This is a genomic window from Clostridium coskatii (assembly GCF_001675205.1).
Classification (GTDB): Bacteria; Bacillota; Clostridia; order Clostridiales; family Clostridiaceae; genus Clostridium_B; species Clostridium_B ljungdahlii.
In genome coordinates this window covers 35,518-54,836 of sequence record NZ_LROR01000027.1, presented here as the reverse complement: position 1 = coordinate 54,836, position 19,319 = coordinate 35,518, and the positions used below count along the sequence as shown (strand labels likewise).

Genomic DNA, 19,319 nt, shown 5'->3' with positions numbered 1-19,319 from the left:
GGAAGTGTTGAAATGCAAAAAGACAAAAAACTCATAGTATACGATATATTATTTCTTATAGGTTCCTTATATTTTGCCTTATTACTTAAATTTGATTTTAATATACAGCAGGAATATATAATATTTTTAAAAATTTCAGTTATTCCTATGGTAATTATAACTTTAGTATTTAACAAAGTTTTTAATTTATACGATAGTATATGGAAATATGCATCAGTAGAAGAGTTAATTTCTATTGTATATTCTGTTTCTGTATCCAATATTATATTTGTAATTTACAGCTATTTTATAAATTATAAATTTCTTGAAAATAGGTATTATAGATTTCCATATACTGTACATATAATTTTTTGGATATTATCTGTGCTAACCTTAGGCGGTATAAGATTTATATACAGGTTACTTCAAGATAAAAGCGTAGGACAATATAAAAAGATAAGAAATAAAAGACTTCTTATAATTGGTGCAGGAGATGCATCGGCAGTGCTCATAAAAGAGATAAAGAAAAATAGAAATTTTAATTATGATGTAGTTGGACTTGTAGATGATGATGAAACAAAAAGAAAAAAGTTGATAAATGGTATAAAAGTTTTAGGAGGAAGAGATGACATACCAAGAATATGCAAAGAAAGAAGCATAGAAGAAATAATAATTGCAATGCCTTCTGCAGATATCAAGACTAAAAGGGAAATCATAAATATATGCAAGAGTACAAAATGCAAGCTTAAAACTTTGCCTGGCATATATGAAATGATAGATGGAAATTTAAATATGAGCAAATTAAGAGATGTAAATATAGAAGATCTTCTTGGAAGAGACGAAGTTAAGCTTAACAATGAAAATATAAATAAGTACATAAAGGATAAGATTATAATGGTAACAGGTGGTGGAGGATCTATAGGATCTGAATTATGCAGACAGATAGCTAGATTTGGTCCAAAGCAACTTTTGATACTAGACATATATGAAAATAACGTTTATGACGTGCAGATGGAATTAAACTATAATTATTCAAAATTAAATAAAGCCATAATTATAGCTTCTATAAGAGATGAAGATAGATTAAGAAGTATATTTGATAAATACAGACCAGAAGTGGTTTTTCATGCAGCTGCTCATAAGCACGTTCCACTTATGGAAGGTAATCCGGCAGAAGCCGTGAAGAATAATATAATTGGTACCTATAATGTACTAAAATGTTGTGATGAATTTAAAGTGAATAAGTTTGTTCAAATAAGTACGGATAAGGCAGTTAATCCAACTAATGTTATGGGAGCTTCAAAGAGATTTTGTGAAATTATGGTGCAGGCTTTTGACGAAGTTAGTGAGACGGAGTATGTAGCTGTAAGATTCGGAAATGTTTTAGGGAGTAATGGTTCGGTAATTCCACTTTTTAAAAAGCAAATAGCCCATGGGGGACCTGTTACGGTAACCCATCCTGAAATAAATAGATTTTTTATGACGATACCTGAAGCAGCACAGCTTGTAATTCAGGCAGGTGCCATAGCCCATGGTGGAGAAATTTTTGTACTTGATATGGGAAAACCCGTAAAAATAGTAGATCTGGCCAAGGATCTTATAACTTTATCTGGATATGAACCTGATGTGGATATAAAAATAGAATATACAGGTTTAAGACCGGGAGAGAAATTATATGAGGAACTTCTTATGAATGAAGTAGCTTTAACTTCCACGGAACATGATAAGATATTTGTTGAAAAACCAGGTAAAATAGATATGACTTTTGTAGAGGAGTCTATAAAACAGTTTAGAGAAGTGGTAAATGAAGATAAAGAGGAAATAATCAAACTTATAGAGGAAAAAGTACCAACCTATAAGAGAAAAAAATAGCAAAAGGATGAATAAAGCCATGAAGAATGTACTAGTTATTTCACATATGTATCCCTCATCTTCTAACAGCGTTTTAGGTATTTTTGTCCACAAACAAGTGCAAAAACTCATAAATGAAGGCTGTAGGGTAAAGGTTGTGTGCCCTGTTCCCTATGTACCAGCTTTTTTAGGGAACATAAAGAAGTATAAAGCTTACATTGATATTCCATCTAAAATGGTACTTGATGGTGTGGAAGTTTTTTATCCTAGATATATAGAATTCCCGGGAGGGCTATTCCTTCAATACTCAGGATTTTTTATGTACTTAGGTATAAGGAAAATTATAAGCAAATTGTATAAAAAGTTTAAATTCGATGTAATACATGCACATACAGCTATACCTGTAGGATTTGCAAGTATAAGTCTTAGTAAAAAGTATAAAGTGCCTTTTGTAGTGACAATTCATGGTCAGGATTTTCAATATACTATAAAAAAGAATAATATGTGTAGAAAAAATGTGACTAAGGTTTTGGAAAATGCAGACAAAATAATAACTGTCAGTAATAAACTGAGAAACATTATAGAAAAGAAGGAGCTTCTAGATAAAACAGTAGTAATAAATAATGGAATTAACCCAGAGGAATGTGTAGCAGATAAGCAGGTTGAGCTAGAAGGAGATTATGTAATGCTCAGTGTGTCTGCTTTAATAAAGACAAAGGGAATAGATTTGAATATAAGAGCTGTTTCAAAGCTTGTAAATATATATCCTACTATAAAATATTACGTAATTGGCGATGGAGAGGAGTACAGGAACTTAAAAAGGCTTGTAGACAATTTGAGTTTAAATAAAAATGTGATTTTTCTAGGAAAGTTACCTCATTCTCAAGTAATAAAATATATGTCCCCAAAATGTGATGTATTTGCACTTCCAAGCTGGCAGGAAGGTTTTGGAATAGTGTATATAGAAGCAATGAATAGTGGTATACCAGTTATAGGTGTTAAAGGTCAGGGAATAGAGGATGTTATTGTGGATAAAAAAAATGGATTTTTGGTTGAACCTCATGATTTAGATGATCTAGTTTGTACTATAGATTACATATTGAGTCATAAGGATAAGGCTAAAATTGTAGGTGAAAATGGGAAGAAAACAGTATTAAGTGAATTTACCTGGCTTAGAAATGCTCAGAAAACCATTCATATATACAATGAGATTATGAGGTGAAAGAATATTGAATATTGCAATGATACTTACAAATGGATTTGATCCTGACCCCAGGGTATATAAAGAGGCGAAGTCTTTGACAAAACTTGGCCATAAAATTACTATATTATGTTGGGATAGGGAAGGAACTTATATTGATAAGCCTGAAGAAAATTTGGATGGTATAAAAATAGTAAGATTTTTTGGAAATGCCCAGTATGGAAGTGGATATAAGCAGGCTTTCAAATTTTTTAATTTTAAAAGAGATGTATACAACTATTTAAAAAATAAAGATTTTGAGGCACTCCACTGCCACGACTTTGATGGACTTTTTATAGGCTTTAGTATAAATAAAAAACTTAAGTTGAAATTAATATATGACGAACATGATCTTTTCTATCTGTACTTTTATAACAGAAAAGGATTTTTAAACAAATGTATTTATAATTTAATAATTTTAATGGAAAGACATATGTTAAAGAAAGTAGATATTCACATAGTAGTTACCCCAAAAATGAAGGAAGTTTACAGTAAAATAAGTAAAAATATTTACATAGTAAACAATGCTCCTTATAAAAATCTATTTAATAATATAGAAAAAACTCCAAGTGATAAACTTAGAATTGGTTTTATAGGATCTGTCAGATATTATGATGAAATGAAAGCATTAATTGATGCTTCTCAAAAATACAGCAAGTTTGTGCAAATAGTTGTTTGTGGAAGGGGAATATATTCTGAAAAGCTTGCTGAATATTCAAAAAAGTTTTCAAATGTAGATATAAGAGGAGCTTATCATATAGATCAATTAGAAGAACTTTACAGGAACATAGACATAACGTATGCCTTTTATCCTGGAGATACGGCTACTATATCTATGCCAAATAAGTTTTATGAAAGCATAATAACTGAAACTCCCGTTATTGCAAACAAAATTACGGAATTTGGATATGAGGTCTGCAAAAACAATTTTGGATATGGAATAGACGGTGGTAATCTTAAGGATACACTAGAGCATATCATAGGAAAACTCATAGAAGATCGGGAAGAAAAGAAGAGCATAGTAGACAATATGAAAAGATTGAAGAATAATTATTTCTGGGAAGCCAATGAACCTATATTAAGCAAAATATATGAAAAGTAAATTATTTTCATAGAATTGAAAAGGAGATTTGTATGTATAATAAGGATACAGTTTCAATAATAATTCCTGTGTACAATGAAGAAATACATATAGAAAAGTGCCTTAATTCTATAATAAATCAAACTTATGATAATATTATTGAAATATTAGTTTTAGATGGTATGTCTACTGATTCAACTAGAGATATAATAGAGAAATTTGAAAATGAGAAGATTAGAATAATAGATAATCCTAAAAAAATACAATCTGCAGGTTTAAATAAGGGAATAGAAATGGCAGAAGGAGATATAGTTGTAAGAGTAGATGGTCATGCACTTTATGATAAAAATTATGTAAGTGGATGTGTAAGCACTTTAAATAAATTAAAATCACAAAATGTAGTAAATGTAGGAGGACCTACTTATCTTTTAACATCAAAATCTTATATAGAAAATTGTATTGTATTTTTACATGAAAGTAAATTTGGAATAGGTGTAGCTAAATTTAGACAGAAAGATTACCAGGGATTTGTAGATACGGTTTGGAATGGAGCTTTTTGGAGATGGGTATTTGATAAAGTAGGACTTTACAATGAAAGTTTAGCTAGAAGTGAAGACAATGATATGAATAATAGAATATTAAAAGCTGGATATAAAATATACCAGAATAAAGATATAATATCCTATTATAAACCAAGAAGCAGTATAAAAAAGATAATATCTCAAAATTTTGCAAATGGGAAGGAAATAGGAGGTTCTTTAATTACAAACAGGGAAATAGTTAGAATAAGGCATCTTGTACCTTTAACTTTTCTTCTTACCATACTGCTGTTTGGTGCAACATATAGATTATTTTTACTCAGCAAAGTTATAGAAGTTTTAGCACTGGGGAGCTATTTCCTTATAGATATACTGGAATGTATAAAGATAGGTTCAAAGAATGGTATAAAGTATATGCCACTTATGTTTATATTATTTTTCCTACTGCATATTGCCTATGGCGCAGGAACTGCAGTTGGATTTTTTAAATCACTTGTGTTTGGTAGATCTAAATGATAAGTCATAAGTGATCAGTTAAAATAGGAGGTTTCTGAATGATACATAAAATTTACAATATGATAAATAAGGATAGCAAGATATTATCTATTATCTTATATTTATTCATAATAGCTGCACTAACATTTGGATATATACATTCAATAGAGTACTATAAATCTTTTAATTTTATAATAAATCAGGGTATTTTGAAAAGGTCACTTATTATGCTGCCTTTGTTTGTAGTTATAATATATACGGCTGTTTTTTTACTGCCTCATAGAATTGAAGAACTGACAAGTTTGTATTGGCTTTTGTTTTTAATTTTAAGTACTACACCACTTCTAATAGTATATATTATGAGCGGACTTGGAGATAGTAAAAATTCACCAGTATTTATATATACAATAGCTGCAGTAGGATTAATAGGAGTTTTGCTTACTAGTAAGTTTGATTTTAAAATACCTCAAATAAATATTAGTCCTAAAACTTTTTGGATAGGCTTAATAGCATTTATGGTAGTTGGCTATGGTTATATAATCTATAAGCTTGGAATGCCTACTAAAATAATTCAGGCTTTTAAAGATGTATATTCAGTAAGGTTGGATTACAGGGATCATGCAGGGAAATTTGTAGATTATTTTGTACAGTGGCTTGGAAATATAATAAATCCATTTATACTTGCATTTTTAATGTACAAGAGAAAATATAAACTTGTATTCATACCTTTTGTACTGCAGCTTGTGTTATATGGATATGCTGCATATAAGACTCAATTTGCAGTTCTACTCTTAGCACCGTTTTTTGGAATGATATTGAGATATGGAATAAAGAGAAGCTTTATAGAAAAAATAATGGCACTTGCCGTAGCACTTGGAATTGCAGCATTGTACCTAAAAAAATTATCAATATATTTACTCATAATAATAAGAGTGTTCTTATGGCCTTCACTTATAGCACTAGAGTATTTTGATTTCTTTTCTATGTACCCTAAGATGAAGTTAGCTCAGGGCATACTAGGACATTTCTTTAAAAATATATACAATATGGATCCTAATTTCTATATGGCTACAGTTTATTATGGAAGACCGGATATGAGGCTAAATGTAACTTGGTATGGGGATGCCTATATGAATTTTGGAATTATAGGTATAGTCATATTTGCAATACTGCTTTATTTTATAATGATAATCATAAGATCTGTAGAAAGCAAAAATATACTTTTAGTATCAACGCTTCTCTTTGGAGGCATAATGGCACTATTTAATGGGCCTATACTTACTACACTGCTCACTAGTGGATTGGGTCTTGGAGTACTTTTGGCATATTTGCTGCCTAAGGAAATATAATTAATTTTACTAAGTTTTTAGTATTGATTGCTTGTGGAGGAGTAAAGAGTGATGAAGAAGTATTATAAGGATATGGATATAGCTAGAGGAATAGGTATATTTTTAGTAGTGCTGGGACATTCGTTTCCTGATTCAGCGTTTAATGGCAGTGCATTTTATGCCTATATATATAAACTCATATATTCATTCCATATGCCTTTCTTTTTTGTTATATCAGGTTTTTTCGCCTATAAGATATATAGTATAAAGACTGTAAGAGATTATGGCAGTTTTGTTTATGGAAAATTTAAAAGACTTATGGTTCCATATTTTGCAGTGTCACTAGTGGCGGTGCCTATAAAATTATATATGAATAACTATGCTGCGAGACCGGTAAAGCTAAACAGCCTCATAACAAATATATTGATTTATCCTTTAGATATTCCAATACAATATTTTTGGTTTATATATACATTATTTTTCATATTTGCAGTCGCACCAATTTTTAAAAAATTACCTATAAATTTGACTTTAGTAATAACTTTGCTTTTTAATCTGTTGTTTACAAAGCAAATAGGTTTATTTTATGTGTATGGTGTAATTCATTATTTGTTTTACTTTTTCTTCGGAGTATATTTGAAAAATACTTACGATAAATGGAATAATATTAAAAATAAGTACGCTATAGTTTTAGTATTTTCTATAGTTCTTATGGCTATGAATGTATTTGATGTGGGAAAGGAAGTGTATCCTTACTACAACCTAGTTACATCTCTTCTCGGAAGTAGTATATTTTTAATGGTATCCCAACTCATAATGAATACTTCAGGTGGAGAATTGTTTAGAAAAGTGGGAAAATACAGCTATGATATTTACCTCTTGTCCTGGTTTTCACAAACAGGAGCCAGGGTTTTATGTTATCAAATGTTGAAATTAAATTATAGCTTTGTAATTGTAATAATGATTTTAGTAGGATTTATACCTATTTTAATATGTAAATGGATACTTAATAAAATACCTATACTAAGTAAAGTATTTTTAGGACATAAGTAAAGATGTTAACAAGCTATTTTCAATTCGTTGTATATAGAATTGATTAGTGATAAAATACTTGAAGATATAATTTACACATTAGGCATTTAAAAGAAAATAAGATAGCATACTAACTGGCTATTTCTTTGAAAATGCTTTAGGCAGTGCTTAGATGCAGGTAGGATAATTTTGGAGGAAAATATGAAGAAAGATGGACTTGTTAAAGCTGCTGGTGTAGTAATGGTAATTTCAATGGCAAGCAGGGTAATAGGATTTGTAAGGGATGCACTTATTGCCAGTGCATTTGGAGCATCTGCTAGTTCAGATGCCTACACTATGTCACTTACCATACCAAATTTGATGTTTAATTTGTTTGGAATTGCAATTACTACCACTTTTATTCCAATACTCAGTGAAACATATAGTAAACATGGCAAAGAAGAAATGTTTAAATTTGCCAATTGCATAATGAACATCCTAATGATTATTTCGTTGTTTTTATGTGTTTTAGGATGGATATTTACTACAGATATAGTTAATGTAATTTCTAATTTTAAAGGTCAAAGATATAATTTAACCATATTATTAACTAAGATGAGTATGATAAATATACTTTTTTTGAGTTTAAACAGCGGCTACACGGCAGTGCTTCAAACTTTAGACGATTTCACAGCTCCAGCATTAGTTGGAATAGCAATGAACATACCTATAATAGCTTATGTGCTAATGGGAAGTCATTATGGAATTGTAGGCCTCACAGCAGCTACTATGCTTGGAAACGGACTTCAGATAGTGGTACAAATTCCATGGCTTATAAAAAATAAGTATAAATATAGTCCTAAAATAAATTTAAAAGATCCTAAGATTAAAAAAATGCTTTCATTGATTGCTCCAGTTGTGATTGGAACTGGCGTTAATCAGGTAAATGAAGTAGTTCAAAAGAGAATGGCTTCTACTCTTGTAGTAGGAAGTATATTGGCACTTGATTATGCAAATAAGTTAAATATGCTTGTTTATTTCACTTTTGCATCTGCAATAGTTACGGTTATATATCCTTCTTTATCTAGGGACGGAAGTCTTAAAAATTATGAAGATTTTAAGTCACATATAAGCATAGCAGTAAATAATATCAATATCATAGTAATACCAGCTATAGTAGGAATGTTGATACTTAGAGTTCCTGTAATAAGTGCACTCTTCATGCACGGTGCCTTTAATAAGCAGGCAGTTAATATGACTGCTGATGCACTACTTTTCTTGGTATCTGGACTGGTATTTTGGGGAATAAGAGATGTATTTAACAGAGCTTTTTACGCTATTCAAGATACTACTACACCTATGATAAATGGTGCATTAGGTGTAGCTGTAAATATAGTTATGAGCATAGTACTTGTGAAAAAGATGGGTATAGGAGGACTTACTTTAGCTACAACAATTTCTGCGTTTGTAAGCTGCGTGCTTTTAGCTAAGGATTTAAGAAAAAGAGTTGGAAATATAAATGGATTTAATATGTTTAAAGTTGGAATAAAGATAATGACAGCTGCAGGTACTATGGGAGTGTGTATATTTTTAATAAATAATTTCCTGGGAAATTTACTAGGTGGATTTAAGGGACAGCTTTTGACACTCTTTATTTGCATCATAGTTGGTATAGCAGTGTATGTGATTATGCTGCTTATATTAAAAGTACAGGAGCTTGCTAATATAATAAATTTGGTAAAAAAGAAATTAAAAATTGCATAAATTTGCTAATTAATGCGGTGAAAAGGAGAAGAAAGTTCTAATGAAGAGATTTTATAAACTTATATCTGTGGTTTTGGTATTTGCACTTTTTTTAACTGGATGCACCACAGCAGATACTGCAGGTACAGGTAAAAATGACAAGGAAATAGTAATTTGGTCACATCTTACAGATCCTGAAATAGCAGAACTTAGGACTTTAGCAGATCAGTGGTCCAAAACCTCGGGATACAAGGTGATAATTCATTCAGATAAAGGAGACAACAGGGCTTATATTGAAGCATCCTTACGTAATATGGAACCAGATATAGAATTTGGAGTATCACATGACAGGATGGAAAAACTTCATAATGAAAAATTACTAGCACAGGTTCCAGATAACATTATAGATAAAAATAAATATATACCATCGGCACTTGAAACTGTATCTTTTAAGAATAAGATGTATGGAATACCTATATCTGTGGAAACCTATGGACTTTATTATAATAAGGATAAAGTTAAAAAGGTACCTAATACACTGGAAGAGCTGATTTCAATGGGAGAAAAACAGGGATTTCAGTATGATATAAATAACTTTTATTTAAGTTTCCCAATTCTTCAAGCAAACGGTGCTTATATATTTAAAAAGGAAAATGGTGATTACAACGTAAAAGATATAGGACTTAATAATGAAGCTGCAATTAAAGGATATACCATGATTCAGGATATGGTGCAGAAGTATAAGTTGATGCCCGAAAATATAGATAGTATAACTGCAAGAAACAATTTTAAAAATGGAAAAACAAGTTTCTATGTAAGTGGATCTTGGGATCTTCAAGAGCTAGATGCATCAGGACTTAATTATTCTGTAGTACCTTTCCCAAAATACAATGGTAAACAGATGACATCCTTTGTAACGGCACAAGTAGGTTATGTAAGTTCTAAGTCCCAGCATCAAAAAGAGGATTGGAGTCTTATGAAATATCTCATTAATCATTCTAGTACTCCACTTTTTAAAATAACAGGAAGAATTCCTCCGTATAAAGTGGATTACAACATAAAAGAAGTGAAAAATGACCCTAAGGAAAGAACTTTTGTACAGCAGTCTGAGTATGGGCAAATATTGCCAAATGTATCTGAGGTTCAGGCTCTTCAAAATGCAAACAAGGTAATGACAGAGCTTACTTCCAGAAAGATAACTCCAAAGGAGTGTGGACAAAAAATAGAAAAGGATATACTTGATTTTATTGTAAAAGAAAAGCAATAGTATGTATATGAAGATGACAAAGAAATTGGGTTGTATTATAATGAAAAAAGTAGAAATGATGCTAAACTAGGAGGTAAAAAGATGTCGCAGTTGAGAGATGAATTAATTCAAAAATTAGAGGATAGGAAAGCTAAGTTAGGAGTAGTAGGATTAGGATATGTAGGACTTCCACTTGCAGTAGAAAAAGCTAAAGCAGGATATGAAGTTATTGGATTTGATGTTCAGGATAAAAAAGTTGAATCCGTAAATGAAGGACATAACTATATTGGTGATATAGTGGATTCAGATTTAGAGAAATTGGTTAAGGAAGGAAGACTTAAAGCTACTACAGATTTTAGTTTTGTAAAAGATGTAGATGCAGTTTCTATATGTGTGCCTACTCCATTAGATTTATATAAACAGCCAGATATATCATATGTAGTTAGTTCCACTAAAAGTGTTGCAAAATATTTGCATAGAGGAATGCTCATAGTACTTGAGAGTACTACTTATCCAGGAACTACAGAAGAAGTGTTAAAGCCTATACTAGAAGAAGGCGGGCTTAAATGTGGAAAAGACTTTTTCCTTGCATTTTCACCAGAAAGGGTAGATCCAGGTAATAAACAGTATAAGACAAAAAATACCCCAAAGGTAGTAGGAGGATGTACTCCTGAATGTACAGAAGTGGCAGCTACATTATATAGAAACATATTGGAAAGTGAAATATATACTGTATCCTGTCCTGCAGTAGCAGAAATGGAGAAGATACTTGAAAATACTTTCAGAAATATAAACATAGGTCTTGCCAATGAAATGGCTGTACTTTGTGAAAGAATGGGAATAGACGTATGGGAAGTAATAGATGCAGCCAAAACAAAACCTTATGGCTTTATGGCTTTTTATCCAGGACCAGGACTTGGAGGACATTGTATACCTCTTGATCCATTTTATCTTTCATGGAAAGCAAAAGAATATGATTATCATACAAAATTAATAGAGACTTCTGGAGAAATAAATGATTTTATGCCAGAATTCGTAGTTGATAATGCTATGAAGCTTTTAAATGGACATAAAAAAGCTATGAATGGTGCAAAAGTACTTCTTCTTGGAGTAGCTTATAAGAGGGATATAGATGATTTAAGAGAGTCACCAGCCCTTAAAGTAATAGATCACTTGGAGAAAAATGGAGCAGAGGTAATTGTAAGTGATCCATTTATTCCTGAATTTAAACGTAATGGAAAAGTATATCACACAGTAAAATGGGAAGATGTAATAGATGAATCCGATATAGTAATTATAACTACAGATCACAGCCCTTATGATTATGAGGCTATAGCAGAAAGAGCTAAAATTGTTTACGATACAAGAAATGCTACTAAAGATGTAAAAAATAACAGAGAAAAAATTCATAAACTATAAACAAATATTACTTTTTAAGAGGTGTTTTTATGAGTAAATTGAAATTTGCCATCTTAGGATGTGGAAGAATTTCTTACAAACATGTAGAAGCTCTAGCAGCTAATAAAGATGAAGCTGTTTTAGTAGCAGTTTGTGATTTGGTAGAAGAAAAAGCAGAGCAAAGGAAAAATGAGTACATAGAAAAAGTTGGAGATGCTAAAGTAGCAGTTTATACTGATTATAAGAAAATGCTTGAAGAGCAGGATATAGATGTAGTTACTATAGCTACTGAAAGTGGATATCATCCTGAAATAGCAATGTACTGCATGAACGACAAAAAGCATGTAATATGTGAAAAACCTATGGCACTTTCAATAAAAGATGCAGATGATATGATAGAATGTTCTAAAAAGAACAATGTAAAATTGTGCGTAAGCCATCAAAATAGATTTAATAAACCAGTGCAGCAGCTTAGATCTGCTGTGGAGGAAAATAGATTTGGCAGACTTGTAAATGGTACAGCTAGAATACTATGGAATAGAAATATGGGATATTATCATCAGGCACCTTGGAGAGGAACTTGGAAGCTGGACGGTGGAACATTGATGAATCAATGTATACATAATATAGACTTACTTCAGTGGATGATGGGAGGAGAGATAGACACTGTTTATGCTCAGTGTGATACTTTCTTAAGAGATATAGAAGCTGAAGATTTTGGAGCTATTGTTATAAGATTTAAAAATGGAGCTATAGGTATAGTTGAAGGTACTGCTTGTGTTTATCCTAAAAACTTAGAAGAAACTTTAAGTGTCTTTGGAGAAAAGGGAACAGTATGCATAGGTGGACTTGCAGTAAATAAGATAGAAACCTGGAATTTTGAAGATCACAAGGATTTAGATGATGAAATATTAAAATCACAAGAGGGAGATCCTGATACTGTATATGGTTTTGGACATATACCTCTTTTCAAAGATATGATAGATGCAATAAATAATAATAGAAAGCCACTTATAGATGGAGAAGAAGGCAAAAAGGGAATGTCTATAATTTTGGCGGCTTATAAGTCAAGACTTACAGGTATGCCTGTAAAATTCCCTATGGGAGATTTCTCAACTATGGATATGGTTGGAGTGAAAAAAATAAATAGGTAGCAGTTAATAATTGAGAATGGAGGCCTTTCATTCTCAATTATTAAATATGCAGGAAAAGGAGAATATATATGTCTGAAAATTATATATCGGATACTTCAAAAGTTGGCAATAATGTAAGTATAGGAAAATTTGTAGTTATTGAAGACGATGTTACAATAGGAGATAACTGCATGATAGGTCATAATGTAGTTATACATAAGGGAAGTAAAATTGGAGCTAATGTAAGGATAGATGACAATAGCGTAGTAGGTAAAGAGCCTATGAGATCAGTAAATAGTATATTTAAAGATGAGAAAAAATTTGATCCAGCTCTAATAAAGGATGGATGTCTTATTGGAGCAGGAGTTATAGTATACTGCGGTTGTGTTATAGGTGAAAATACACTTATTGCAGATTTGGCTACAGTCAGAGAAAACGTAACTATAGGAAGTAAAACAATAATAGGTAGAGGAGCTGCTATAGAGAACTTCTCTAAAATAGGTTCTAACTGTAAAATTGAAACAAATGTATATATTACAGCTTACTCAGAAGTAGAAGACAATGTGTTTATTGCACCTGGAGTTGTAACTTCAAATGATAACTTTGCGGCAAGATCTAAGGAAAGATACAAACATTTCAAAGGTGTTACAGTAAAGAAGGGTGGAAGAATTGGAGCTCAAGCTACTATACTTCCAGGTAAGATAATAAATGAAGATGGATTTGTAGCAGCAGGCAGTGTTGTTACAAAGGATGTGGAAAAGGAAATTATAGTAGCAGGTAATCCTGCTAAACAATTTAGAAAAGTTCCAGAAGATCAACTTCTTAAAAATCAACAGTAAACTTTGCAGGGAGGAAAAACATGAAGGTATTAACAGTTGTAGGGGCAAGGCCTCAATTCATAAAGGCTGCTGCAGTATCAAATGTAATAAGAAAACACCATACAGAAATATTGGTTCATACGGGTCAGCATTATGATGAAAATATGTCAAAGGTATTTTTTGATGAACTCAATATACCAAAACCAGATTACAATTTGGAAGTGGGTTCTGGAAGTCACGGAAGACAGACTGGAATGATGCTTATAAAATTAGAAGAGATATATGAAAAGGAAAAGCCAGATTTTGTACTTGTATATGGAGATACAAATTCAACTCTTGCTGGAGCATTGTGTGCAAGTAAGCTTTTAATTCCTGTAGCTCACGTTGAGGCAGGACTTAGAAGTTTTAACAGGGATATGCCCGAAGAGCAAAATAGAGTTCTTACAGATCATTTATCTAATCTTTTGTTTGTTCCCACAGAATCGGCAGTGGAAAATTTAAAAAAGGAGGGAATTACAAAAGGCGTTTATAATGTAGGAGATGTAATGTTTGATGCAGTACTTAATTTTAAAAAGTTAGCAGAAAACAAGAATCAGATTATAAAAGAAATTGGGCTTCAGGGTAAGGAGTATATACTAACTACTATACATAGAGCTGAGAATACAAATCACATAGATAGATTAAAAAATATAGTTGAAGCTTTAAATGAATGTAATAAAGCAGTGATACTTCCCCTTCATCCTAGAACTAAAAAATATATGACAGATTATGGACTTAAATTTAATGAAAATATAAAGGTTATAGAACCTGTGGGATATCTAGAGATGATAAATCTTGAAATGAATTCTGAGAAGATAGTAACAGACAGCGGTGGAGTACAAAAAGAAGCCTTTTTCATGAAAAAACCTTGTATAACTATGAGAGATGAAACTGAATGGGTAGAAACCGTAAAAAATGGCTGGAACGTAGTAGTTGGAACTGACAAGGAAAAGATATTGGATAGCATAGTGAATTTTGTACCTAATAAGGATCAAAAAGATATATTTGGAGATGGAAACGCTTCTGGAAAAATACTAGAAATATTAGATAAATAATTTATCTGGAAATATTTGATATGGAGGTGAGGTTTTGTTTTTAGATAGATTTTTGTACGTATTGATCTGTGCTTATATAGTACTGCTTCCTCTTTTGCCGAATAAGATGGCACTAGGAAAGATAAATATTCCTCCTGCAGATTGTATACTAGCATTTATTTTGATTGGATACTTTGTAAAATTTCTTACATCAAAAGAGTGCAGAACTAGGTTTTTCTCAGGGATAAAGGATTTCTTTACTAATTATCTCACTATTTTTATGAGTATACTGGCACTCATGATGTTAATTTCGGTGAGCTATGCAGTAGACAGGGGACTTGCACTTAGTGAAAGCTTTAGGTTTATATCCTATATTATATTGTTTTTTATGATCAAATATGAATGGAATAGAAAAGAACTTCTAAATGGAATTTTAGGTTCTTATATATGCACCAATGTCATAATATGTATCTATGGCATATATCAAAATTTTACAGGGTTCGGACTTAGTGATAAATTCAAAAATTATGGATATACAAAGTTTAAGATAACTGCTACTATGGATAATCCTAATAATTTGGCAGCTTTCTTGATATTAGCCATATTTCCAATGATCATGTTAGCTATATATGAAAAGAAAAAGGAAAGAAAGTTATTTTATTCCTTGCTGGCAGCTTTGATGTTTTTGAATTTAACATTTACAGGTTCTAGAAATGCTATTGTTGGAGTGGCAATAGGAATGGTTATATTAGTGATTATGTGTAGTCTTAAGTTTGTACTACCTATTTGTGTAATTGCAGGAGCATCTTTATTTATACCAGAAATAAGGGAACGAATAATGGCTATAAATGATCCAGTTCAAAATCAATCTAGAATATACCTTTGGAAAATTGCACAAAAGATGATAAAAGATCATCCTTTGTTTGGGGTTGGAAATGGGAACTACGTTAGCTTGTATGACAAATATACGAATATATATCCTCAGTATAAATTTTATGGTTACAGTAAGTGGCCCTGCCATAATTCCTATTTGAAAATGGAGACAGAACTTGGAATTATAGGTGGAGTATCCTTTGTGGCATTGCTTTTATCTTCTTTAATTAAAGTTAAATCTTTTGTAGATACAACGAAAAGTAAATTTTATAAGCATTTTTACATAGGATTTTTAGCTTCCATGGTAGCTTTTTACGTTATGAATTTAGTTGACAACTTATTCTTTGTACCAAAGACTACAACTTACTTCTGGATACTCTTAGCAGTATCTCAAGGAATGATGTACAGGGAAAAGAAAAACGAAGGCATGTTTTTGAGTTAAAGGGAATATACTGACAAATTTCATCACTATAAAAACTTTTAGTAAGTCTAAAGCTCGTATTTTGAAAATCTAAAGAAGCTTATATGAACTCGTACCTCAAACATATATAAGCTTCTAAGATTTTCTAAAATGCGAGCTAAGACTTACCAAAAAAGTTTTTAAATGTGATTTCAATTTTGTCAGATATTCCTAAGCATGATTCAAATTTATTTTACATGTATTATGTAAAATTACTAAGTTGAAAATTACTGTATACTAAAGGATGTTTTTACAATAATGAAGCTCTTTTAAATACTTAGACTTATCAAAATATTTAATGAGCTGAAGATTGTAAAAATATCCGGAGTATAAGTGAATTTTTCACTTAGGAGTTATTTGAAGTGGAGGTGAAAGATATGAAGGTGTTACAGGTTATATCAGGAAATGATGTAGGCGGCGGTGGAAATTATGTGTTGAATTTGAGTTTTTATTCAAAGGATAAATTTCAGTCAATTATAGGTACAATAGGTGGCGGAGGCCTTTATGATAAAAGTAAAAGTATGAATATAGATACAGTAAAGTTTAAAAGAGCTGTCACCTATGATAGATACTTAATAGATTATGTAAGAGAAAATCATATTGATCTTGTAAACTTTCATGGGGCAAAAGCATTTTTTATGCACTATTTTTTGAAAAATAAAATAGATGTTCCTACAGTAGCCACAGTACATAGTGATTATAGAAGAGATTTTTTAAATAATAGGATTAAATACCTGTTTTTCACTCCACTTAGTGCACTAGGGTTAGGCAGCTTTAAACAATATATATGTGTATCGGATTATATAAAAAGCCTTTTGGGTAATCAGAAATTTATAGGAGAGAAATTTGTAGTAAATAGCGGAATGGATTTTAATAGTAGAGTTATAAAGGAAAGTAGAGAAAGTATACGAGCAAGATACAATATATTAGAAAATGATTTTGTATATGTAAATGTAGCAAGATGCCATCCTATAAAAAATCAGTTATCTCTCATAGAAGCATTTAATATGTTGAAAAAGCAAATTAAAGATGCAAAGCTTATGATAGTTGGAGATGGGCCTATGGAAGAGACGCTGAGACAAAAAGTAGCACAGCTTCATTTAGAGAATAGAGTAATATTTACAGGATATAAACCCAATGCACTGGATTTTGCAAATGCAGGTGAAGTAGGAATTTTAACTTCCTTTAGTGAAGGTGGAGCACCTCCTATGACTTTGCTTGAAAGTGCAGCAGTGAAAAAATATTTCATAGCGCCAGATGTAGGAGACATAGGGAAAGTTTTAGGTGATAATTTAATTTCATTAATAAATCCTAATTCTGTAGAAGACATATATAAAAAAATGAGAGAAATTTATGAGGAAAGAAATGAGATATACCTAAAAGGAGAAAAATTATATGATGCTGTAGTTGACAAATTTTCCATAGATAGCTTTTGCACAAAATATTATAATGCTTATACTAAAATACTTTCAGAAAAATAGTTGGAGTGAAGAATATGGCAGAAAAGAAATTAATAAAAAGTTCCATTATAGTAATGCTTTTTATAATTGGCGGAAAAGTTTTGGCACTTGTAAGGGATTCCCTTATAGCTGCAAAATTTGGAGCTACCTATGTTACAGATATATATAATTTTGCATTGGGTATGGTATACCTTTTAACTACTATAAGTTACGGACTTACTACTACTTTTATACCGCTTAATTCGGAACATATCGAAAATAGCACTATAAGTGAGAGAAATAAATTTGTAAACAATGTAATAAACATAGCGTCCCTTTTTACAATAGTTCTCACAGCTGTACTCATAATATTTTCAAAGCAGATAATATATGTTTTTGGACATGGTTTTACTTCCAACAGTGTAATATTTGCTCAGTCTGTTGAAATAATAAGGATAATGTTTTTATCACTTATATTTGTAACTTTAGGGAGTGTGGTTACAGGAGTACTTCAGTCCCATAAAAGGTTTTATGAACCTGCTGCTATGGCATTTGTGTCTAACTTAGTTTATATAGTGTATTTAGTGTTCTTAACTTCCAGGTATGGTATAAAGGGATTTGCAGTAGCTACAGTAATAGGATTTTTCGCTCAATTTGTAATAAATTTGCCAAGGTATAGGAAACTTAAGTATAGATATAAATTTATATTGGACTTTAAAAATAGTGATGTACATCAGATGTTTAAGCTAATGATACCTATAGTTATAAGTACCTCAGTAGTTCAATTAAATTTGTTTGTAAATAGGTGTTTTGCAAATAATATATATTTTGGAGCAGTTACAGTCTTGGACTATTCAAATAAAGTAAGTACCTTGGCTTATGAAGTTTTTGCCATAGGTATAGCTATGATTGTATATCCTACTTTATCTGAACTAGCAGTTAAAAAGGATGTTGTGAAGTATAAGAAATCCCTTATAAGTGCTATAAATACCATAATGATAATAATGATACCTGCATCAGTGGCTATAGGAATTTTAAGAGACCCACTTATAAATTTAATTTTTAGGAGAGGGGCATTTACAGCACAAGCTGCAAATTTAACTTCCAGTGCCTTATTATTTTACTGCCCTGCGATGATTGCCTATGGAGTAAGGGATATTTTAAATAAAGCATTTTATTCTGTTAAAGATGCAAAAACCCCTATGTCAAACAGTTTTGTGGGCATAATTATAAATATAATTATAAATATAATTATAATAAAATATATGAAGGTTTCAGGGCTTGCTTTAGCTACAACTATCTCTGCAGTTATTACTACCTTACTTATGATGTGGAACTTGAATAAAAAGTTAGAAGGAATGAATATTAGAAAACTTGTTTTAAGTTTTGCTAAAATAGTTTGTTCTTCTGCTATTATGGGAATAGTTATATATGTTATAAATAATTTCTGTATGAATAAGATTTCATCTATTATGCAGCAAAGTATGATTTCAATTTTCATATCTTTTGTATTTGGCAGTGTAGTTTACTTTATATGTTTGTATTTTACTGGATTAGAAGAGTATAGGAACCTAATAAATGGACTTAAGAATAAAATTGCAAGGTAGATATT

General features: G+C 31.0%; 15 protein-coding genes. All 15 read left to right on the top strand.

What is annotated here, in order from left to right:
- Nucleotides 1-12: 12 nt before the first annotated feature.
- The 15 genes from CLCOS_RS02615 to murJ (CLCOS_RS02545) all read left to right on the top strand — a co-directional run bounded on the left by CLCOS_RS02615 (nt 13) and on the right by murJ (CLCOS_RS02545) (nt 19,314).
- Nucleotides 13-1,851, top strand: coding sequence for a nucleoside-diphosphate sugar epimerase/dehydratase (locus tag CLCOS_RS02615; protein ID WP_063600041.1), 1,839 nt, complete (start codon nt 13-15; stop codon nt 1,849-1,851).
- 19 nt (nt 1,852-1,870) lie between these two features.
- The gene (locus CLCOS_RS02610) at nt 1,871-3,052 is read left to right on the top strand and encodes a glycosyltransferase (RefSeq protein WP_013240045.1); all 1,182 of its coding nucleotides are present in this window, start codon (nt 1,871-1,873) and stop codon (nt 3,050-3,052) included.
- Nucleotides 3,053-3,059: 7 nt separating this feature from the next.
- A complete protein-coding gene (locus tag CLCOS_RS02605) occupies nt 3,060-4,172 on the top strand; it encodes a glycosyltransferase (protein ID WP_063600042.1) in 1,113 nt (370 codons plus the stop codon).
- A 32-nt stretch (nt 4,173-4,204) separates the two neighbouring features.
- Entirely contained in the window at nt 4,205-5,206 is a 1,002-nt protein-coding gene (locus tag CLCOS_RS02600) for a glycosyltransferase family 2 protein (protein WP_063600043.1), read from the top strand.
- Between the two features lie 38 nt (nt 5,207-5,244).
- Entirely contained in the window at nt 5,245-6,534 is a 1,290-nt protein-coding gene (locus CLCOS_RS02595; protein ID WP_013240042.1) for an O-antigen polymerase, read from the top strand.
- Nucleotides 6,535-6,585: 51 nt separating this feature from the next.
- Nucleotides 6,586-7,566 (top strand): acyltransferase family protein, encoded by a 981-nt coding sequence (locus CLCOS_RS02590; protein WP_013240041.1) that lies wholly within the window; start codon nt 6,586-6,588, stop codon nt 7,564-7,566.
- 180 nt (nt 7,567-7,746) lie between these two features.
- The gene (murJ, locus tag CLCOS_RS02585; RefSeq protein ID WP_063600044.1) at nt 7,747-9,288 is read left to right on the top strand and encodes a murein biosynthesis integral membrane protein MurJ; all 1,542 of its coding nucleotides are present in this window, start codon (nt 7,747-7,749) and stop codon (nt 9,286-9,288) included.
- Between the two features lie 40 nt (nt 9,289-9,328).
- A complete protein-coding gene (locus CLCOS_RS02580) occupies nt 9,329-10,534 on the top strand; it encodes a maltose ABC transporter substrate-binding protein (protein ID WP_013240039.1) in 1,206 nt (401 codons plus the stop codon).
- Nucleotides 10,535-10,615: 81 nt separating this feature from the next.
- A complete protein-coding gene (locus CLCOS_RS02575; RefSeq protein WP_013240038.1) occupies nt 10,616-11,932 on the top strand; it encodes a nucleotide sugar dehydrogenase in 1,317 nt (438 codons plus the stop codon).
- Nucleotides 11,933-11,961: 29 nt separating this feature from the next.
- Complete coding sequence (locus CLCOS_RS02570) at nt 11,962-13,065, top strand: Gfo/Idh/MocA family protein (protein ID WP_063600045.1); 1,104 nt, start codon at nt 11,962-11,964, stop codon at nt 13,063-13,065.
- Nucleotides 13,066-13,133: 68 nt separating this feature from the next.
- Nucleotides 13,134-13,883 carry an acyltransferase gene (locus CLCOS_RS02565; RefSeq protein WP_013240036.1) on the top strand — a complete coding sequence of 250 codons (750 nt, stop codon included), beginning with the start codon at nt 13,134-13,136 and terminating at the stop codon, nt 13,881-13,883.
- A gap of 20 nt (nt 13,884-13,903) precedes the next feature.
- Nucleotides 13,904-14,956, top strand: coding sequence for a non-hydrolyzing UDP-N-acetylglucosamine 2-epimerase (gene wecB / locus CLCOS_RS02560; RefSeq protein WP_013240035.1), 1,053 nt, complete (start codon nt 13,904-13,906; stop codon nt 14,954-14,956).
- A 34-nt stretch (nt 14,957-14,990) separates the two neighbouring features.
- The gene (locus CLCOS_RS02555) at nt 14,991-16,250 is read left to right on the top strand and encodes an O-antigen ligase family protein (protein ID WP_063600046.1); all 1,260 of its coding nucleotides are present in this window, start codon (nt 14,991-14,993) and stop codon (nt 16,248-16,250) included.
- A gap of 395 nt (nt 16,251-16,645) precedes the next feature.
- Nucleotides 16,646-17,749 carry a glycosyltransferase gene (locus CLCOS_RS02550; protein WP_013240033.1) on the top strand — a complete coding sequence of 368 codons (1,104 nt, stop codon included), beginning with the start codon at nt 16,646-16,648 and terminating at the stop codon, nt 17,747-17,749.
- A gap of 14 nt (nt 17,750-17,763) precedes the next feature.
- The gene (gene murJ, locus CLCOS_RS02545) at nt 17,764-19,314 is read left to right on the top strand and encodes a murein biosynthesis integral membrane protein MurJ (RefSeq protein WP_013240032.1); all 1,551 of its coding nucleotides are present in this window, start codon (nt 17,764-17,766) and stop codon (nt 19,312-19,314) included.
- The last annotated feature ends 5 nt before the right edge of the window (nt 19,315-19,319 follow it).

Coding starts and splice junctions, on each gene's coding strand:
- CLCOS_RS02590 (WP_013240041.1), top strand. CDS start 6,586: ATGAAGAAGTATTATAAGGATATGGATATAGCTAGAGGAATAGGTATA.
- CLCOS_RS02565 (WP_013240036.1), top strand. CDS start 13,134: ATGTCTGAAAATTATATATCGGATACTTCAAAAGTTGGCAATAATGTA.
- wecB (WP_013240035.1), top strand. CDS start 13,904: ATGAAGGTATTAACAGTTGTAGGGGCAAGGCCTCAATTCATAAAGGCT.
- murJ (WP_013240032.1), top strand. CDS start 17,764: ATGGCAGAAAAGAAATTAATAAAAAGTTCCATTATAGTAATGCTTTTT.
- CLCOS_RS02595 (WP_013240042.1), top strand. CDS start 5,245: ATGATACATAAAATTTACAATATGATAAATAAGGATAGCAAGATATTA.
- murJ (WP_063600044.1), top strand. CDS start 7,747: ATGAAGAAAGATGGACTTGTTAAAGCTGCTGGTGTAGTAATGGTAATT.
- CLCOS_RS02550 (WP_013240033.1), top strand. CDS start 16,646: ATGAAGGTGTTACAGGTTATATCAGGAAATGATGTAGGCGGCGGTGGA.
- CLCOS_RS02575 (WP_013240038.1), top strand. CDS start 10,616: ATGTCGCAGTTGAGAGATGAATTAATTCAAAAATTAGAGGATAGGAAA.
- CLCOS_RS02610 (WP_013240045.1), top strand. CDS start 1,871: ATGAAGAATGTACTAGTTATTTCACATATGTATCCCTCATCTTCTAAC.
- CLCOS_RS02615 (WP_063600041.1), top strand. CDS start 13: ATGCAAAAAGACAAAAAACTCATAGTATACGATATATTATTTCTTATA.
- CLCOS_RS02600 (WP_063600043.1), top strand. CDS start 4,205: ATGTATAATAAGGATACAGTTTCAATAATAATTCCTGTGTACAATGAA.
- CLCOS_RS02570 (WP_063600045.1), top strand. CDS start 11,962: ATGAGTAAATTGAAATTTGCCATCTTAGGATGTGGAAGAATTTCTTAC.
- CLCOS_RS02580 (WP_013240039.1), top strand. CDS start 9,329: ATGAAGAGATTTTATAAACTTATATCTGTGGTTTTGGTATTTGCACTT.